General features: G+C 30.6%; 18 protein-coding genes and 1 tRNA gene. 18 read left to right on the top strand and 1 reads right to left on the bottom strand.

Annotated features, from left to right (window positions below):
* The first annotated feature begins 11 nt into the window (after positions 1-11).
* The 11 genes from B3040_RS01095 (at position 12) to B3040_RS01045 (ending at position 8986) form a co-directional block, all read left to right on the top strand.
* Positions 12-1469: an Rne/Rng family ribonuclease gene (locus tag B3040_RS01095; protein ID WP_291569410.1), complete on the top strand. Its 1458-nt coding sequence runs from the start codon at positions 12-14 to the stop codon at positions 1467-1469.
* 281 nt (positions 1470-1750) lie between these two features.
* Positions 1751-2062 (top strand): 50S ribosomal protein L21, encoded by a 312-nt coding sequence (gene rplU / locus B3040_RS01090; protein ID WP_017414456.1) that lies wholly within the window; start codon positions 1751-1753, stop codon positions 2060-2062.
* A gap of 2 nt (positions 2063-2064) precedes the next feature.
* On the top strand, positions 2065-2397 hold the full coding sequence (locus B3040_RS01085) for a ribosomal-processing cysteine protease Prp (protein ID WP_291569409.1): 333 nt from the start codon (positions 2065-2067) through the stop codon (positions 2395-2397).
* Between the two features lie 4 nt (positions 2398-2401).
* Positions 2402-2704, top strand: a complete 303-nt coding sequence (rpmA, locus tag B3040_RS01080; protein ID WP_017414454.1) for a 50S ribosomal protein L27 — start codon at positions 2402-2404, stop codon at positions 2702-2704.
* Between the two features lie 445 nt (positions 2705-3149).
* Entirely contained in the window at positions 3150-4427 is a 1278-nt protein-coding gene (gene obgE / locus B3040_RS01075; protein ID WP_291569408.1) for a GTPase ObgE, read from the top strand.
* A 9-nt stretch (positions 4428-4436) separates the two neighbouring features.
* Positions 4437-4730 carry a ribosome assembly RNA-binding protein YhbY gene (gene yhbY, locus B3040_RS01070; protein ID WP_017414452.1) on the top strand — a complete coding sequence of 98 codons (294 nt, stop codon included), beginning with the start codon at positions 4437-4439 and terminating at the stop codon, positions 4728-4730.
* Between the two features lie 345 nt (positions 4731-5075).
* Positions 5076-5675, top strand: a complete 600-nt coding sequence (gene nadD / locus B3040_RS01065) for a nicotinate-nucleotide adenylyltransferase (protein WP_291569407.1) — start codon at positions 5076-5078, stop codon at positions 5673-5675.
* A 13-nt stretch (positions 5676-5688) separates the two neighbouring features.
* The gene (gene yqeK, locus B3040_RS01060; protein WP_291569406.1) at positions 5689-6255 is read left to right on the top strand and encodes a bis(5'-nucleosyl)-tetraphosphatase (symmetrical) YqeK; all 567 of its coding nucleotides are present in this window, start codon (positions 5689-5691) and stop codon (positions 6253-6255) included.
* Between the two features lie 11 nt (positions 6256-6266).
* A complete protein-coding gene (locus B3040_RS01055; protein WP_291569404.1) occupies positions 6267-7604 on the top strand; it encodes an LCP family protein in 1338 nt (445 codons plus the stop codon).
* Between the two features lie 34 nt (positions 7605-7638).
* A complete protein-coding gene (locus tag B3040_RS01050; protein WP_017414448.1) occupies positions 7639-8022 on the top strand; it encodes a RidA family protein in 384 nt (127 codons plus the stop codon).
* A gap of 67 nt (positions 8023-8089) precedes the next feature.
* Positions 8090-8986 (top strand): RluA family pseudouridine synthase, encoded by an 897-nt coding sequence (locus B3040_RS01045; protein WP_291569403.1) that lies wholly within the window; start codon positions 8090-8092, stop codon positions 8984-8986.
* Positions 8987-9108: 122 nt separating this feature from the next.
* On the opposite strand, the gene B3040_RS01040 is transcribed toward B3040_RS01045, so the two are convergent.
* Positions 9109-10380, bottom strand: coding sequence for a D-alanyl-D-alanine carboxypeptidase family protein (locus B3040_RS01040; protein ID WP_291569402.1), 1272 nt, complete (start codon positions 10378-10380; stop codon positions 9109-9111).
* Between the two features lie 108 nt (positions 10381-10488).
* On the opposite strand from B3040_RS01040, the gene B3040_RS01035 reads away from it, so the two are divergent.
* The 7 genes from B3040_RS01035 (at position 10489) to B3040_RS01005 (ending at position 19843) form a co-directional block, all read left to right on the top strand.
* Entirely contained in the window at positions 10489-11163 is a 675-nt protein-coding gene (locus tag B3040_RS01035) for a helix-hairpin-helix domain-containing protein (RefSeq protein ID WP_291569401.1), read from the top strand.
* 109 nt (positions 11164-11272) lie between these two features.
* Positions 11273-12301, top strand: a complete 1029-nt coding sequence (gene selD / locus B3040_RS01030; RefSeq protein WP_291569400.1) for a selenide, water dikinase SelD — start codon at positions 11273-11275, stop codon at positions 12299-12301.
* Between the two features lie 12 nt (positions 12302-12313).
* Positions 12314-13702, top strand: coding sequence for an L-seryl-tRNA(Sec) selenium transferase (gene selA / locus B3040_RS01025; protein WP_291569399.1), 1389 nt, complete (start codon positions 12314-12316; stop codon positions 13700-13702).
* Positions 13703-13777: 75 nt separating this feature from the next.
* A complete protein-coding gene (gene selB, locus B3040_RS01020) occupies positions 13778-15685 on the top strand; it encodes a selenocysteine-specific translation elongation factor (RefSeq protein WP_291569398.1) in 1908 nt (635 codons plus the stop codon).
* 387 nt (positions 15686-16072) lie between these two features.
* Positions 16073-16169, top strand: a tRNA-Sec gene (locus tag B3040_RS01015).
* 589 nt (positions 16170-16758) lie between these two features.
* Positions 16759-17664 (top strand): O-antigen ligase family protein, encoded by a 906-nt coding sequence (locus B3040_RS01010; RefSeq protein WP_291569397.1) that lies wholly within the window; start codon positions 16759-16761, stop codon positions 17662-17664.
* A gap of 322 nt (positions 17665-17986) precedes the next feature.
* Entirely contained in the window at positions 17987-19843 is a 1857-nt protein-coding gene (locus B3040_RS01005) for a ComEC/Rec2 family competence protein (protein ID WP_291569396.1), read from the top strand.
* Positions 19844-19886: the final 43 nt, after the last annotated feature.

The following is a 19886-nucleotide window of genomic DNA, read 5'->3' as shown; positions in this document are numbered from 1 at the left end:
AGTGTAGCTAAGTGAAGGAGATTTTTATTGAGAGAAATCAAAAGTTACTAAGAATAGCTATTAGAGAGAGCGGAATATTAAAGGAGTGTTATGTGGAAGAGGAAGATAACACTCCTAAAGTTGGAGAAATTTATAAGGGTACGATAAAAACCATTGTTGCTTCAATGAAGAGTGCTTTTATAGATATTGGGTATAGTAAGAACTGTTATATGAATTTGAAAGATAGTTCAAACACTTTAAAAAAGGGTGATGAAGTTTTAATAGAAATATTAAAAGAGGAAATAGATAAAAAAGGTCCTAAGGTGACTAATAAAATATCCTTGCCTGGAACTTATGTAGTTTTAACTAATGGCAATAACCAGGTGAGTATTTCTCCTAAAATAAATAACAAAGAATTTAAAGCTTTAATTAAAGAAAAGTTGATTAAACCTGAAGATATAGGGGTGGTCATTAGAACTAAAGCAGAGAATGTAGATATTGAACTGCTTAATAGTGAAATTCAGTGGATATACAAAAACTACCTAGACATTGTGAAGCGATTTAAATATTCTGCAAAACTAGGTAAACTTTATACTGATGAAGGAGCCTTAAGTAGAATTTTAAGAAACTACTTAGGACAAGAGAATGTAAAAATAACCTTCAATAATAATGAAGACTATTTATACTGCAGAGAATACCTAGAGAGCAAAGGGATAAGTAACTGTACCTTAGAAGTATATAAAGAGTTCTTAACATTATTTGATTATTATGGACTGGAAACTGAAATATTGGCTTTAAGGAATAGTAAAATTATGCTTCCAAATGGAGGCAATATTGTGATAGAAAAAACTGAAGCTATGCACGTTATTGATGTAAACTCAGCTAAAAATACTAAGACAGTTCATTTTAAAGATGCCTTGATAACTACCAACCTAGAGGCAGCTAAAGCGATAGCTGAGCAGCTAAGACTTAGAAATATTGGGGGAATAATTTTAGTAGATTTTATAGATATGAAAGAAGCTAAAGATAGAGAAAAAGTATTAAGGGTTCTTAAAGAAGGATTTAGAGAAGATAAGAATAATCCTACAGTGTATCCCTTTACTGAGTTGAACTTAGTTCAAATATCAAGAAAAAGATATGGGAAATCTATATATGATTATATATTAGAACCTTGTAACACTTGTAGAGGACGAGGAAATAAAATAAGATTATCCTACCTAAGTAACATTATAAGAAGCAAGATTAGTAGAATCAAAGCAGAGCAAAATGTGAAAGATATCTTTATAGAATTAGATTCAATGTATGAAAAAGAAATTAAAACTAATGTTATAAGTTTTATAACTTCTATTGAAGCTATAGATAGAAATGTTTATGTGAGTTTTCTTCCCCATTTTGAAGGTTTTAAGGTAGAACCACTCATATTTTCAAATCAAATAAAAAATTTAGAAAATATAAGAATTTTTCAGTGTGGCGATGTTTCTAAAATTTAATTTTCTAATGTTACTTTAGAAAGAGTCAGACTTATCCTCAATAGAATATAAGATTTTGTAAAATTAAAGAGAGTTTTGGAAGTCAAAAACTTCATTTTAGATTATTAAACAAGTTAAGGAGTACAATATTTAGAGAAAAAAAGCAATAAATTCCTTTACAAGTATAAATGAATATGTTAAAATGGCTTTTGTAGACCGCACACATAAGGTTTTTTATGAACAGTTTTATGCAAATAAAATTGTACCTGAGATGGCGAGACTGGATTGAGGAGGTGTATTTAATGTACGCAGTATTACTTACTGGAGGAAAACAATACAGAGTTCAAGAGGGAGACGTTTTATTCGTTGAAAAACTTGAAGCTGAGGTTGATACAACTGTAGAATTCGATAAGGTTTTAGCAGTTGGTAAAGAAGAAGGTTTAGTGATTGGAAAGCCTGTAGTTGAAGGCGCTAAAGTTGTTGCTAAAGTTGTAGCACAAGGAAAAGCTAAGAAAATTATAGTTTTCAAATATAAGCCAAAGAAAGACTACAGAAAGAAACAAGGACACAGACAACCATTCACTAAAATCGTAATTGAGAAGATTGAAGCTTAATTATGACTACTGTTAAATTTTATAAGAAGTCTAATAAACTTATAGGTTTTAAAATGTATGGTCATGCCGCTCCAAGGGAGTTGGATTTGGACGTAGATTTAACTTGTGCTTCTATTTCTGCTATTTCTCAGACTACCATAATTGGTATTGAAGAAGTGTTAAAAATAAAGGCAATCTATAAGATAAAAGATGGATTCATAAGTTTAACTTTAGACAATCAGAGTAACGAAGATGTGGATAGATGTCAGGTTCTTCTTGAAACTATGTTACTTGGATTAAGAAGTATTGAATTTACTTATGGTGATTATATAAAAGTAGAATTAGAGGAGGTGTAATATTATGCTAATTATGAACCTTCAGTTATTTGCTCACAAAAAAGGGGTAGGTAGCTCAAAGAACGGAAGAGATAGTGAGTCTAAGAGACTTGGTGTTAAACGTGCAGATGGACAATTTGTACTTGCAGGAAACATCCTTGTTAGACAAAGAGGAACAAAAATCCATCCAGGAAACAACGTAGGAATTGGTGGAGATGACACTCTTTTTGCTAAGGTAGATGGAGTTGTTAAATTCGAAAGAATGGGTAGAGACAAGAAAAAAGCTAGTGTTTATCCAATCGATGTAGAAGTTGCAATAGCTGAATAGTTTAAAGGCACCCTGCAAGGGGTGCTTTTTTATACCATAGATTTCATTTGATTAAACTAACATCAAAATAAGTAATTAACAGTTATCTAATTTAAGTTAGATAATATTTATAGCTTAAGGCTATGGCATAAAAAAGTACGCTCTTTAACTAGGTGCTTTCTATAAATAACTTATATATGATGTAATTTTATTATTTTGGTTAATAATATTATTATATTATAATATTATTATTTTATTATAATATAGCTAAGGATTTATTAATGAAAAAATGTTTAACTACATTTTGGCGAGATAAGTCTCGAAGTCTCACATCACTTAAATAAATTAAAGGTGTGAGTCCTAGTAAAAAGTAATGCTTTGGTGGGAGTTAAACTTCCTGCCATAACTGTTGAACAAAAGCAAGTTGTTCATTAACTGGTAAAACATGATAAGGTAGGGTGATGAAATGTTTATAGATACGGCGAAGATATATGTAAGATCAGGTGATGGTGGAAATGGATCTATATCCTTTAGAAGAGAAAAGTATGTACCACTAGGAGGACCCGATGGCGGAGATGGCGGCAATGGTGGAAGTGTTATTTTAGAAGCAGATAGCAATTTGACCACTCTTTTAGATTTTTCATACAATAAAAAGTTTATTGCTGAAAATGGTGGAAAAGGTGAAGGCTCAAAATGTTATGGAAAAGCTGGCGATGATCTTCTAATTAAGGTTCCTATGGGAACTGTTATTAAAGATGTAGAAACTGATAAGATAATGTGTGATTTATCTCACCCAGGAGATACATATACTATTTGTAGAGGTGGAAAAGGTGGAAAAGGTAATGCGAAGTTTTGTACACCAACAAGACAGGCACCAGACTTTGCTGAACCGGGAATGCCAGGTGAAGAAAGATGGATTAAACTTGAGTTAAAACTTCTAGCAGATGTAGGGCTTTTAGGATTCCCTAATGTAGGAAAGTCTACATTGTTATCAGTGGTTTCAAAGGCTAGACCAAAGATTGCTAACTATCACTTTACTACCTTAAAGCCAAATTTAGGAGTTGTAGCTTTGAAAGGAATTCAGCCTTTCGTTATTGCTGATATTCCTGGAATAATTGAAGGCGCTGCAGAAGGAGTAGGTTTAGGGCTAGACTTTTTAAGACACATTGAGAGAACTAGAATTCTTATACATGTAATAGATATATCTGGAGTTGAAGGAAGAGATCCAATTGAAGACTTCAATAAGATAAATGAGGAGCTTAAAAAGTATAGTGTAAAGCTATGGGATAGACCTCAAATAATTGCAGCAAATAAAGCAGATATGTTATTTGAAGATGAAGTTTTTGAAAAGTTTAAAAGCGAATTAAACCAAATGGGATATGATAAAATTTTTAAAATTTCAGCAGCAACAAATCAAGGTATAGATGAATTAATGAAAGCAGCAGCAGAACTTTTAACTACAATTCCAGTTCAAGAGCTTGAAATTAAAGCAGAAGACAGGTATGTTCCAGAAGAGAAGAGATTTACTTATGAAATAAATGAAGTTGAAGAGGGAATTTTTGAGGTTACTGGAACTTTTGTAGATAGACTATTGAACAGTGTTAATGTAAATGATCCAGACTCTTTAAGATATTTCCATAAGGTATTAAGAAATAAGGGAGTTATGGATGGATTAAAAGAAAAGGGAATTCAGGATGGAGACATTGTAAGGCTCAATGACTTTGAGTTTGAATTCTTATTATAGGAGGAAAATATGATAACTACAAAACAAAGAAGTTATTTAAGATCACTAGCAAACAATATAGAACCAATTTTCCAAGTAGGAAAAGGTGGAATAGAGGAGAACTTTTTAAAGCAAGTAGATCAGGCATTAGAGGCTAGAGAACTTATTAAAATAAAAACTTTAAACAATAGTGGTATTACATCAAGAGAAGCATCAGATATAATTTGTGAAGAATTAGGATGCTATGGAATACAAGCAATTGGAAGTAAACTAGTATTATACAGAAAATCTTCTAAAAATCCTAAGATTGAATTACCTAGGTAACTTAATCTTACATAATTTGTGAGAGATTTTAAATTTTTAAATTTCCCTAACAGGATTAAATTTTAAAAACATAAATTAATACTAGATATTTAAATAGTTTTTAGTGTATACTAAATGAATTAATGCAAGAGTATTTCAGAGTACTTTTACTGTAATATGTTAAAAAAGATTTAAAAACTAGTAGGGCAAACATTGCTTTACTAGTTTGATTTTTATCATCTCTAAAATTAAGTATTGAAATTTTACAGTAATGTTTTATAATAAAGGAATACTAGTGTTAAAAAATATACTATAAATTTGGTAATACCATGTTTATATGGTATTATAATACGAAGAGGTTTTGAAATGAAAAAAGCTATCTTTGGCGGCACCTTTGATCCAATTCACGTGGGACACTTGCATATAGCATATGAAGCATTATATAATTTAAAATTAGATAAGGTTATTTTTATGCCAAGTGGTAATCCACCACATAAGGTAAATAGAGTTGTAACAGCAGCAGAAATAAGATATGAAATGGTTGAAGCTGCAATTAGCAAAGAACCATTATTTGAAATCAATGACTATGAAATAAATAATTCTAACCTTAGTTATACATATAAAACTATGGAATATTTTAATAATCTTGAATCGCAAACTGATTGGTACTTTTTAACTGGTGTAGACAGCTTGATGGACTTAAAGAAGTGGAGGAATGTTGATATTCTTCTAGAGCATTGCAATCTTGCTGTTTTTTCTAGACCAGGATATGCTCATGAAGATATAGTCCAAATGAAAAATTATATTGAAAAAACCTATAAAAAAGAAATTATGTATTTAGAAATACCAGTTTTAGATATATCATCTACAGTAATAAAGGAAAAGATTAAACTCAGTAGACAAATAGATTATCTTCTTCCTTGCGGAGTACAAGAGGTTATAGAGAGATACCATATATACAAATAAAGGTTGTGATCATATGTGGAAGGAAGATCAAATAAAAAAATATATAAAAGAACATTTAAATGAATCCAGATTTGTACATAGTATTGGGGTTATGGAAACCAGTGAGAAGTTAGCACTTCATTATAATGAGGATCCATATAAAGCTAGACTAGCAGGATTATGTCATGATTGTGCTAAAAATTTATCTAGAGAGGAGTTAATAGCTATAGCCAAGGAAAGTGGCGAAGAAATATCAGAAATTTACTTATATGCCCCTCAATTATTACATGGACTGGTAGGAGCATATATGAGTAAAGACATATTTGGGATACAGGATGAAGATATTTTAAACTCCATAAGATATCATACTACAGGTAGAAAAAACATGAGTATTCTTGAGAAGATTATATATATTTCAGATTATATTGAGCCATCAAGAAATTTTAAGGGAATTAGCGAACTAAGAAGACTTTCATACGTAGATATAAATAAAGTATTGTTAAAATCTTTTGATGATACTATAACATATACAGTTTCAAGGGGGAGTTTATTGCATATAGACACTATTGAGGCTAGAAACTTTATTTTATATAAAAAATAGTAGGTGATTTTATGAAGGATAAGGAAAATAGGTTAATGGGAAATAATAAAGAAGAAGAAAAAGATGTTAAAGTTAGTAAAAAGAAAAAAGGAAAAAAGAAATCAAAGTTTCCAATAGTAGTTTTAGTTTTATTTTTCACTATAGTTTTAGTCACAGCGGGGGTTTATTTATATTTAGATAGCTTTAGCAATAATGCTGTAAATATTAATGAGCCAAAAGATAATAATAGCAATGCTTCTAAAGAAGAACCTCAAGAAGAGATAAGTGACTCAACCAATATTTTAGTAGTTGGTGTAGACTTAGGTGAAGGTGATGAGAATAACAAGAAGGATCCTAAGAGGACCGACACTATGATGGTAGTACATTATAATTCTAAAACAAAAAAATATGATGTAATATCTATTCCAAGGGATACCAAAGTAGAAACAACTCGTAGGGATAAAAAAATTAACTCTGCTCACGCATCAGGAGGCATTCCCTTAGCAGTAAAAGAAGTTGAAAAGCTTTTAAGCATTAAAATTGATCATTATGTAAAAATAGATACAGTTGCTTTTAGGGAGTTTATAGATGCTCTTGGAGGCATAGAAGTTGTAGTTGAAAGAGATATGAATTATGATGACCCAACACAAAATCTTCATATACATTTAAATAAAAGCAGCGAGCCACAAAAATTAGATGGTAAAAAGGCGGAAGGCTTTATAAGATGGAGAAAAAATAATGATATGAGCGGATACTTAGAAGGTGATATGGGTAGAATTAGAAATATGCAAAAGTTCTTTGATACTGTTTTAGCAAAGGTTCAAAGTCCGGCAATTATACCAAAGATTCCAAGTATATTAGGAATCTTTCCTAAGTACATCGAAACAGATTTAAATGCTAACGATATAATTAAATATGCAATGAGTGTAGCGAAAACGAAAAGAGAAGAAATAGGATATCATATAATTGGAGGAGAAGATAAGTATATTGATGATATTTCCTATTTTATATTTGATAAAACTAAAAATGGAGAAATAGATGCTATTTTAAAGGAAAAAACTTCTGTGCAAGGTAATATTGATACAGATAAAATTCGTATTAAGATACTGAATGGTAGTGGAAAAACTGGATTAGCATCGGATTTTGGTGAGTACATTAATAAGTTAGGATTTAGTAGATATGAATTGGGAGATACTAATATTAACTCGAAATCTAAAATTGTAATATACGGTTTAGATAAAGAAACTGGTGAATACATTAAAAAGCAGTTTGGTATACAAAATCTTGAATATTCAACTAAGTATAATGATCTTTACGAGGTAGAAGTTATACTTGGGGAAGACAGAGATTTTATAAAACCTAAACAATAAAATATAAAATATTGAAATTTTAGGAGGCATAATAATGGAAAAACAAGTAATAAGCACAGCTAAAGCTCCAGCAGCATTAGGACCATACTCTCAAGCGATAAAGGTGGGAAATTTATTATATACTTCTGGACAACTAGCAATAAATTCTGCTACAGGAGAGTTTATTAATGATGATATTCAAAAAGCTACAGCTCAAGCTTTAGAAAATGTAAAGGCTATATTAGAAGAAGCAGGTACTTCTTTAGATAAAGTTGTTAAGACATTAGTATTTCTAAAAGATATGAATGATTTTGTACCAATGAATGAAGTATATGCAAAATACTTTTCAGTTAATCCACCAGCAAGATCTTGTGTGCAAGCAGGAAGACTACCTAAAGATGCATTAGTGGAAATAGAAGTTATAGCAATAGTAGAATAATAATTAGAAACCTCCAGGGATCTGGAGGTTTTTTAAAATCAACTAATTTTAATTTAAGAGGTGCTATATGGGTAAAAGCTTGACTTATGAAGTTACCAATGAGGGTGACGGAGTAAAAATAAGAGATTATATGACTGAAGTCTTAAGTTTTTCAGGGAGATTTACAAGAAATGCTGGAATGGAAAAAAGAATAAAAGTAAATGGAAGTATAGTAAAGTTAAATCACAAGCTTCACTGCGGAGATACTGTGACTATTGAAATTGAAAAAGAAGAAAGTCAAAACATCATTCCAGAAGATTTAAATATAGAAATTGTATATGAGGATGCTGACCTACTGGTTGCTAATAAAAGACCATTTATGGTAGTTCATCCAACAAAAAGTCATCCTACAGGAACTTTGTCTAACGGAGTATTATATCATTTTAAGGAAAATAATGAAAAATGCATAGTTAGATTAGTAAGTAGGTTAGATATGGATACCTCTGGATTGATTATGATAGCTAAAAGTCAATTTGCACATATGAACCTAGCAAAGGCTATGGAGGAAAATAATATTGTAAAATCTTATTTAGCTTTAGTACAGGGAGAAATTGAACCTAAAAGTGGAACTATAGATTTGCCCATAGGAAGACCAGATGAAAGTTCCATTAAACGAGTTGTTTGTGAGGAGGGACAAAAGAGCATAACTCACTATAAAACCATTGATACATACAAACAAGGTTCTTTAATAGATTTAACCTTGGAAACTGGGAGGACTCATCAGATTAGAGTGCACTTGAGTCATATAGGAAATCCTATATATGGAGATACTTTATATGGAGCAGAAGAAGGTTATAGCTTAATAAATAGGCAAGCGCTACATGCTTATAAGTTAGTTATTCCTCATCCAAGGACAGGTGAAATACTTACAGTCCATAGTGATTTACCTGAGGATATGAAGAGGTTAATAGAAGTAATAAAATAAATAAGTGTATGTTATTAAAGAAATATTAATTAGAGCAGTTACTGTCATAGTAAAGAATAGATAATATAAAAAGAAGATAATTTTAAAAATTATCTTCTTTTTATATAAAATTAAATTTTAACTTACTTTTTATAAGTATTTCTTCTAGGTTTTGAGGAGTTCTTCTTCTTAATATTTCTAACTAGAGCAAAAAATAGCAACAAGAAGAAAATAATAGTTACAAGGATCAAAAGTCCTAAATAAGTATAATTAATGGTATTAGTTTCTGTAGTCAGTAAATCACCTACTACAGGAAGTACTTTTTTCTCATAATCTACACCACTAACTAGAGGCACAGTATAAGACTGGTTATTATAAGTTACATTACCTTGTGCTATAGGTTGTCCTTTGAGAAAAAACTTATCTTTTAGGGTATTAGCATCAAATTTAAATTCAGGTTCAGAGCTCAGGCTTAGCTCTTTAGTATAATAAATATCCTCTCCTGCGAGAAGGGGAATTACCGTTCCATTAGATGAGGTATATTTTGTAACTTCTTGCCCCTTAGAAAATAATTTAGTTGTTTGGAAATTATCAAAGGCCCACTCAAAATAATTTTTACTATCAGCAAAATAAGTTTTTACTGGATCGTAAAGCATAGCAATAATAAATGTATTATTGTTTTTAGTAGCAGAAGCTACAAAGGAGTGTCTGGATTCATCAGTATAGCCTGTTTTGCCAGCAATTGCATATTCATAGTAATACTTCTCATAGTTATGTAATAATCTATTATCATTCCATAAAGGTCTTTGCTCAGGGTAAACATTTGTTGCTGGAAGCATATATGTTTTAGTTTTTGAGATTTCTAAATACTCAGGATGCTTTAATAACTCCTTTTCAATTGTAGCTAAATCATAAGCTGTAGTTCTATGTTCATCATCATATAGTCCATGAGGATTTTTAAAAGTGGAATTTTTGCAACCTAGTTCTTTAGCTCTCTGAGTCATAAGTTTTGCAAACTCTTCTTCGCTACCTGAAATATGTTCAGCTAAAGCTTCTGCACAATCGTTTGCAGAAACCATAATAACTGCATAAAGCATTTCTTTTACTGTCATTTCCTCATTAGTATCTATGTAAATTTTCGACCCCTCAATAGTTGGAGGAATAGTTCCAACCTTAACTTTTTCATCTAATTTACACTTTTCCAAAGTTAAGAGCACAGTCATTAGTTTTGTTGGGGATGCAGGTGGATATTTTGTATCCTCATTGTTTCCATAAATTACAGCACCAGTAACTGCATCCATAACAACTACACCATTTGCGTTTGCAGAAGGTGCCTGAGATGCTGCAAATGCATTGCTTATATTTAAAGTCATAATAGAAACTGCCAAAGTAAGGCTTAAAAGTATCTTTTTCATAGAATCCTCCCCAAAATAGTAATAAATAGATTATATCAAAAAAAATTCATTAATTCGATAGAATTTTATAAAGTTGGTAATAATTAAGAAGAAATAGGAGGAGAAAACATGAAATTAAAAGAAAAAATAGTAGGTTCTATTGGCATATTAGTATTAAGCTTAGTATTTTTAATTAGTGGACACCTAATAAGCAAAAGGGAGTCAGAAGTTAAAAATCAAATTTTCACGGAAAATGAAAAGGAATCAATCTTTGTGGACAGCAGCAATACAGATAAAGCTCCTATAGATTATAAAGCTAATAAAACAGACAAGGTTTCACAGAGGGATATAGGAGAGAAAAAGGATATAATCGTTGATATTAAAGGAGCCATAACAAATCCTAAAGAATATAAATTAGCGGAAGGAGCAAGGGTAAGAGATTTAATACAGGCTGCAGGTGGAATTACAGAGGAAGCAGATGAAAATACTATACACTTCTCTAAAGTTTTAAGAGATGAAGAATGCATTATCATTTATAAAAAGGGAGAGGCAGTAAACAATAATTCTAATTTAAGTAAATCCATTGAATTGCCTAATAGTGATAAAAAGGAAAAAATAAATATAAATAAAGCAACGGAAGAACAGTTATCAACTCTTTATGGTATAGGCGAGGTTAAAGCAAAAGCTATAATAGAATACAGAGAGAAGAATGGAGGATTTAAGTCCATTGACGATTTAGGAAATGTTGATGGTATTGGTAGTAAAACAGTTGACAAATTAAGAGATAAGGTAGACATAAAATGAGTATTAGTATAAAATTATTAAAGAATTATGGAAATGACAAAATACAAAAAGTTGACTGATTTTCAATGGAAATTAGTAAATAATTACTTAATAGATGGAGGTGCTTTAAATGGAGAAAAGATTAACAGAGCTTTCAAAAACATCTGGATGAGCAGCAAAAATAGGGCCGGAGACCCTTTCAAAGATATTAGATAAATTACCTGAAATGGAGGATAAGAACCTAATAGTTGGAATAGAAACTTCTGATGACGCGGCGGTTTATAAATTAACAGAGGATATTGCAATAATTCAAACTTTAGACTTTTTCACTCCAGTGGTAGATGATCCATATACCTATGGAGCTATTGCAGCTGCCAATTCTCTTAGCGATGTGTATGCTATGGGTGGAAAGCCAACAGTAGCACTTAATATTGTTTGTTTTCCAAACTGTTTGAATATCGAAGTACTGGGAGAAATACTTAAGGGTGGAGCAGATAAGGTAATAGAAGCTGGAGCTGTAGTTATAGGAGGACATACCGTGGAAGATGATGAACCAAAATATGGTTTATCTGTAATGGGGATGGTTCATCCACAGAAAGTATTAAAAAACTATGGTTCAGTTGTTGGTGATGTGCTTATATTAACGAAGCCTATTGGAACAGGAATTATTACAACGGCAATAAAGGCCGAAATGGCTTCAAAGGATGTATATAATGAAGCAGTTAAGGTGATGAGCACTTTAAATAAATATTCAGGAGAAATAATAGCTGAGCATAGCGTTACTGCATGTACGGATATTACAGGATTCGGAATTATGGGACATGGCTTTGAAATGGCATCTGCTTCAGAGGTTACCTTTAAATTATATAAGGATAAGCTACCATTAATTAATGGAGTGAAGGAATATGCCCAGATGGGATTAATTCCAGCAGGTTGCTACAATAATAAAAAATATCTTCAGGGTAAATATGAACTTAGAAATATAGAACCTTGGTTAGAAGATGTATTATTTGATCCTCAAACCTCAGGAGGACTACTAATTTCAATATCATCTAGTGAAGGGAAAGCACTGATGGAAAAACTATCAAAGCTAGAAATTCCAAGTCAGATTATTGGAGAAGTAGTTCCAAAAGGAGAAAAATATATTATAGTTGAATAATAGGAGATAGGTATGAATAGTGAGTTGTTAAGAAAATTACCTAAAATAGATGAACTACTAAAAGAAAAAGAAATCCAAAATGCTATAGACTATAATCCAAGGGTTTTAGTTGTAGAGGCGCTAAGAGAGTCTATAGATATGTTTAGGAAAGAGATTTTAAGTGATAAAATACAAAGTTTAGAAAAAAGTCAGGTTTTAAATTATGCTCTTAACCTATTAAGTAAAAAAAATAGATCTAACTTAAGAAAGGTTATAAATGCAACGGGCACTGTAATTCATACAAATTTAGGACGTTCATTGCTTGGGGAAAAGGCTATAGAAAATGTAGTAACTGTGGCAGGCAGTTATAATAACTTAGAGTATGATATAGATAGCGGAAAAAGAGGCTCTAGATATTCTCATATAGAGGAATTGATTAAGAAGATTACAGGTGCTGAAGCTGCTATGGTAGTTAATAATAACGCAGCTGCAATAATGTTAGTATTGGACACCTTGTCAAAAGATAAAGAGGCAATTGTGTCAAGAGGACAGCTTGTTGAAATTGGAGGGTCTTTTAGAGTGCCAGAGGTTATGAAGTTTAGTGGAGCTAAGCTTGTAGAGGTTGGTACTACTAATAGAACCCATGTTTATGATTATGAAAATAATATAACGAACAGTACAGGTGTATTATTGAAAATTCACACTTCAAACTTTAAAATTTATGGGTTTACTGAGGAAGTATCACTAGAAGAGCTTGTAGCCTTAGGAAATGAAAAAAATATTCCCGTAGTTGAAGACATAGGAAGTGGAGTTTTAATAGATTTTTCTAAATATGGTTTTACCTATGAGCCTACAGTTCAAGAAAGTATAAAAAAAGGTGTGGATGTAGTTACCTTTAGTGGGGATAAAATGTTAGGAGGTCCTCAAGCCGGAATTATTGCTGGTAAAAAACAGTACATAGATCTAATGAAAAAGAATCAACTTACAAGAGCACTAAGAATAGATAAAATGACTTTGGCAGCACTTGAAGGAACTTTTAAATATTATCTTGATGAAGCTGAAGCTATAAAGAATATACCTTCATTGAATATGATTTTGTGTTCAAAGGAAGAGGTAAAGAAAAAGTGTGTAAAGTTGAAAAAAAAGTTGCAGAATAAGATTGATTGGTTAGACTTAACAATTGATAGTGACTACTCTATGGTAGGTGGAGGTTCAATGCCTACTGAAAAGATACCAACCTATGTAATTAAAGCTAAAAGTGACAAGTTGTCTCCACAGGAAATGGAAAAGGAACTGAGAATGGGTGAAGTTTCTATAATCTGCAGAATTTTCAACAATGAACTTATCTTGGATGGAAGAACCTTGTTTGAGAAGGATTTTGATATTATTGTTCAATGTTTCTCGAAGGTAAAGTTGGTATAAATTTTTAGGTTTCTCATAAATAGCCATGGAATTACTATGGCTTGTAAACTATAATTGAAGGGGTGTAAGCACTATATGAAGCATATAATTATAGGAACAGCTGGACATATAGATCATGGAAAAACTACATTAATTAAAGCTTTAACAGGCCGCGAAACAGATACTTTAAAAGAAGAGCAAGATAGAGGAATATCTATTAATTTAGGTTTTACTTATTTCGATCTTCCATCGGGAAGAAGAGCAGGAATTATTGATGTTCCAGGCCATGAAAAATTCGTTAAAAATATGCTTGCTGGTATTAGTAGCATAGATGTAGTTTTGTTGGTTATAGCAGCAGATGAAGGAATTATGCCTCAAACAAGAGAGCACTTTGAAATCTTACAATTATTAAACATTAAAAAAGGTATAGTGGTTTTAACTAAGGCAGATTTGGTAGATAGTGATTGGATAGAAATGATTACAGAAGATATTAAAGAAGAGTTTAAAGGAACTTTTCTTCAAAATGCTCCTATACATGCGGTATCTTCAAAAAATAAACAAGGTTTCGAAGAACTCATAAGAGATATAGATAAAATTACTGAAGAAATAGAACCTAAGGATACAGAGGGACATTTTAGACTTCCGGTAGATAGAGCTTTTAGTATAAGTGGATTTGGTACTGTAGTTACAGGTACTATTATAAGCGGAAGAGTAAATGTGGGAGATAATATAGAAGTATATCCATCAAAAACACTTTCTAAAGTTAGAGGAATAAGAATTCATGGAGTGTCCTCAGAATTTGGGGAGGCGGGTCAAAGATGTGCAATAAATTTAGCTAATACAAAGCTATCAGAAGTGAAAAGAGGAGATGTATTAGCTAGAGAAGGAATAATGGAACCATCCTATACTGTTGATTGCAATCTATACTATTTAAAGACCATGGAAAAGCCTCTGGAAAATAGACAAAGAGTAAGACTTTATCACGGAACAGAAGAGATCTTATGCAGGGTAGTAATATTAGATACAGAAGAAATCAAACCAGGTGAAAATGCTTATGTTCAATTAAGATTAGAAAAACCTATTACTGCTCAAAGAAATGATAGATATGTAATAAGAAATTACTCTCCAATGTTTACTATTGCTGGTGGAACAATTATAGAGCCAGTGGCTAAAAAGGCCAGAAGGTTTGATTCAGAGCATTTGGAAGAATTAAAGATTAAAGAAAGTGGGAAAAGTGAAAATATATTAGAAAACACTGTGAAAAATTTAAGCAATCAGTATCCTGATAAGGAGCAGATTCTAAAAAACTTAGGAAAAAATATGGAGGATATTGAAGAAAATCTTCAACTCTTAGTTGAAGATAGGAAAATAGTACAAGTACAAGTATTAGATAACTCTATATTTATTCATAATAAATATTTAAAAGATAGAACTGCTGAATTAGAAGTATTACTAGAGGAATTCCATAAGAAAAATCCTTTAAAATTTGGGATGTCGAAAGAAGAGATTAAAACAAAAATTTTTGGAAAGAATATTAAGCAAAAGATATATGATGAAATTTTAAATATTTTAGTTCAACGAAAAAGGATAAATCTTAGCGAGAAGTTTATAGCTAATTATGAATTTAAGATTAAGTTTACTAAAGAGCAGGAGAAAATGAAGGAAGAGATAATTAAGGAGTTTAAAAACTTGAAATTTTCTCCTCCTAAATATACAGATATGGTTGCTAAACAAAAGGATAAAGCTGGTTTCAAAATGGTTTATGATTCATTGATAGATCAAAGTATAATAATAAGACTTAATGAGGAATGTACTTTGCTTAATGAAGATTATAATAGTGGTAAGGAATTGATTAAAAAGTATATTATAGATAATGGTAGCATAGCAGCGGGCTCCGCTAGAGAACTTTTAAATACAAATAGAAAGTATGCTGTAGCTATATTAGAGCATTTAGATAGTATTAAATTTACTAAACGTATAGAGAACGACAGAGTATTGTTTTAAATTAAAATTGTTAACTTTATAGTAGGATATGGTAGAAGTTTCTATTCTTCTGCCATAATCCTATTATGAACTTAATAGTGGGAACATAAATTATAAAATGTAGATATAATTTAGCTAAAAGATATAATTAAGAAAAAACTAAGAAATTAGCAAGATATTTAGTTAAAGACTTGATATAATATAAATGCAGCGTAATTTCAAGAAAAAAGTATAACTTATATATGAAGAATTTTATTACAGCTAAAAGTTAATATAAAAACAATTTTACAATCTATAAAATATGAGTCAAATATAGTCAAATTTTGTATAAAAACATAGTATTTAAAAAAATAATACTTGATTTTTTATCTATTATGTAATAAAATACATATTGTGCTTAAAACATATGGGAGTAGATAGGTGCTGGTGTGCCTGCCAGTCTTCAAAACTGTGTTGCCGTGCTAAGACCACGACGGGTGAGTTCGATTCTCACATACTCCCGCCAAATATAAGCATATGAAATGGGTTTGACTGTGCTAATATGGATTAGTGTCAAGCCCATTTGTTTTGAAGTTTTATAAATATGTTAATTATGTATATAAATAATCATACTTTAAAGGTTATTTTATAAACAATATGTTAATAGTAAAAGTTTTTGTTGAAGTTTTATTAATATTTATTTATTATTAGAAGATATGAATAATGAAAAGGAGGGGGTTATTATAATTGCCTTTATACTACTCATAGTTATTTCCCCTTATACCGCAATTTTACCTATGATTTATGCAACGTATATAACTTTACTTAAAGGAATAAATTTACATAAGAATTATTGGAATATGGGATTATTTTCTTTATTCATATGGTCAATGATAGTAGGTATTATTAATCGTAATATGATGTCATTTTTTGCATCCTTCGCATTTCTAGTATATTTTTGCTTTAGTGTTTTTTTGAACAATTATTGTACAAGTGAAAGCATAGTAGAAAAAATATATAGAACATTAGTGCATATTTCAATATTTTCATCAATATTGGGTCTTATTGAGAAAACTTTATATTTAGGGTGGGGCTTTAGTCTATGGAGATGGATTTTGGAGCTAACTTCACAGCAAGTATTTGAAAATAGAATTTATAGCACTTTTGGAAATCCAAATGTAGCGGGAAATTGGTTTGGAATAATGATTATTCTGTCAGTGTACTTTACTGATATTAGTGTAAAAAGAAAGAAAACATTTTATTCAATAGTGACAATTTTGTTTGTTATTTCAGTATTTCTTACAGGCTCGCGTGGTGCTTATATAGGTATATTATGTGGGTTAGGTGTATTTTGGTTCTTAAAGAAAAATAAAAAAGATATACTAACTGTTTCTTTAATTTGTTTGTTTGCAGCCACATTAATTATTATACCAACAAATCTTTTGGATTTTAATGATACTATGGAAAAGCAAACAAATAATCAAGTTACTAGTGGAGAAAATGTAGACAGTGGTGAAGAAAACCATGAGGTTGATGCATCTGTAAATAGTCGTCTAGGTATATGGCTAGGCGCCATAAGAATGATAGAAGATAAACCAGTTACTGGGTGGGGGATGATGACTTTTTTACGTCCTCAGCATGATTATTTAGGTGGTAACTACTATGAAACACTATATCATGCACATAACATTTGGCTTACATTTACTGCTACTATTGGAGGCGTAGGATTATTTATTTACCTATATATGAAGTTTAATTTGTATAAAAGTATAAAGCTTCTTTACCATAAGAATTGTAGAATGGCTCCGATGCTAGCAGGGATTCAGGTGTTGATAATAGGACATGGTGTTGTGGATTTTACAATGATGGCACCTCAAACAGGAATAATGTTTATTGGATGTTCAGCTATAATAAGCACATTATCTATGCAATATAGCAAATCTTCAATAAAAACACCTGCACTTGTTAAAAAGTATAGATCCTTATCTAATGAATTAATTAAAAATCAAAATATTAAATAGGAGGTAACTGTGTAATGCAGTACCTCCTATTTAATTATACAAGCTATTGTGAAGAGAAAAAATTCTTAGTTCTAAAAGTTTAGAGGCAAACAATTTAAATACTTCAGCATTTACAGCAAAATGTTTTTCTCAAAAGCATAGAGGAAATTTTAATAATCAAAGAGAATTTCTGTTATTTTTATTTTGAATATATTTGACTACATAAGCAGATTAAAGGTTTATATTGATATTATACAGAAAAATAGGGAAATGTTTATAAGTTGCTACAACAGCGATTAAAATACATTTTCTTGGGTAATATTTTATCTGAGGTGAAATATTAGTGGACAGACCGTTTGTATATTTGTTTTGTGGATTATTTATGGGGATAGCAAGTTGTATCCTCTATGTCTATCATAATATAATAACTTCTGTGATTTTAAGCCTACTATTTTTGGGTGTACTTATTAAAACCTTAGATAAAAGAGTTACTTATGTTATTTTATGCTATTTTATACTGGGAATAATTTCTTTTAATTTATATTTTAACTTTAGTGCACCTGATAATACTATTCAGAGTAGAATTGTGGAGGATAAGGGTTATTATTTTATAGGAGATTTTAATGGAAGAAAGATAAAAGTGATAGATACGAAAGAGAAATTTCAGCTAGGAAGAAGATATGTTCTGCAAGGTGACTTTGAAGAAATAGCTGATTATAGAAGAGGAATTATAGGTAATTTTAAAGTAAAGGGCTTTGAAGAAATGGATGTAGACTTTATTAGCAATACCTATAAATTGAAAAGGGAGTTGTTTAAAAAATACAGTGAAAAATTAGGTAGGTATAATACCTCTGTACTTATGGGGGTTTGTTATGGAGATAGCAGTTACTTATCCTATGATGAAATGGAAGCTTTTAATGTACTGGGAATTTCTCATGTAATTAGTGTGTCAGGATTGCATACTTCATTGATTTACGGAGCAATAAGCGTAATTTTAGGTTATAAGTTATCAATTATAGTATTATTTTTATATGTGGTTTTTACTGGTGCAAAGTCTGCTACCATGAGAGCTTTTATTATGATTGTAACATTAGTGCTCTCAAAAAAGTTAAAAAAGAATCATGATAGCATTTCTGCCCTTTCCTTTGCAGCCTTCCTCTTATTGCTGATTAAACCATATTATATATTGGATGTAGGATACTCTTTGAGTTTTTTAGGGATGTTAGGTTTATATCTATTATATAAACCTATTAGAAGAAAGTTTTATAAATTACCAAGGTTTTTAAATGAGTCTATAAGTTTAACTTTTGCTGCAACTTTTTTTACTATGCCCTATATAATATTTATCTTTAAGACCTTTAGTTTAGGTGGATTAATAGCAAACTTAATAATTATTCCTTTTTACACTTTTGTTGTTATAATTGGAAATATAGCCTTGGTTATACATAAAGTTCAACCCGTATTTAATATTTGCACTAATATGTTAGTATCTATTTTTAGTATAATAAACATTAGCCAAAAGTTCCTCATAGATATATTACCTGTTCCTTTAAAATTGAGCTATATGGAAGGGTTAGCTGTAATCATGCTATATCCTACCTATATGCTTGTAAAGAGGGGGCATAGAGCCTTGCTATATATGCCTATAGCTTTATGTGTGTTAATAGGAGTTAATCAGTATAAATTTACTCCAGAGGTTAGCTACATTAATGGAGGTGCATTTAATATTATAAGTGTTCATTATAAAAATAAGAGAATCTTACTTTCACCTCAGAGAGTTAAATTAAGCAAAGTTTACGAGCCTATAACAGTTCAGGAGATTTATGATGACTTTGAAAAGGAAGTTGAAATTCAGCTGGATGATAAATATAAGATAAAGGGTATAAAAGAAAACAAAGATATAGTGTTAAAGATGTTTAATAAAAATCATTATGTTAGTTTTATGGTTTGCAATAAAGAAGAAAAAATTGAAGAAGACTTAGTTAAAGAAAGTAAGGACATGGAAGTAATGAGGAGGGAAGAAATTTCAGAACTTCAAGATGAGGAAAAACATGAAGATAAGGAACCTTTCTATAGTGAATATAGCCTGCCTTATGATATAATAAGGGTTGTCAAAGATAAAGAATTGAATCCTAAGGGTCGATATTTCAAAAGTTTCAAAATAATTAATGGAAAAGCTTTTGAAACCTACATACATTAGAAATAATTAAAGGAAAAGTTGAGGATTTTTTTATTAGGGGGAG

Origin of the sequence: Clostridium sp. UBA4548, from assembly GCF_002387895.1 — a bacterium.
Taxonomy (GTDB): Bacteria; Bacillota; Clostridia; order Clostridiales; family Clostridiaceae; genus Clostridium_J.
Note: the sequence above shows the minus strand (reverse complement) of the source record. Positions and strands in the feature narration are given on the sequence as shown.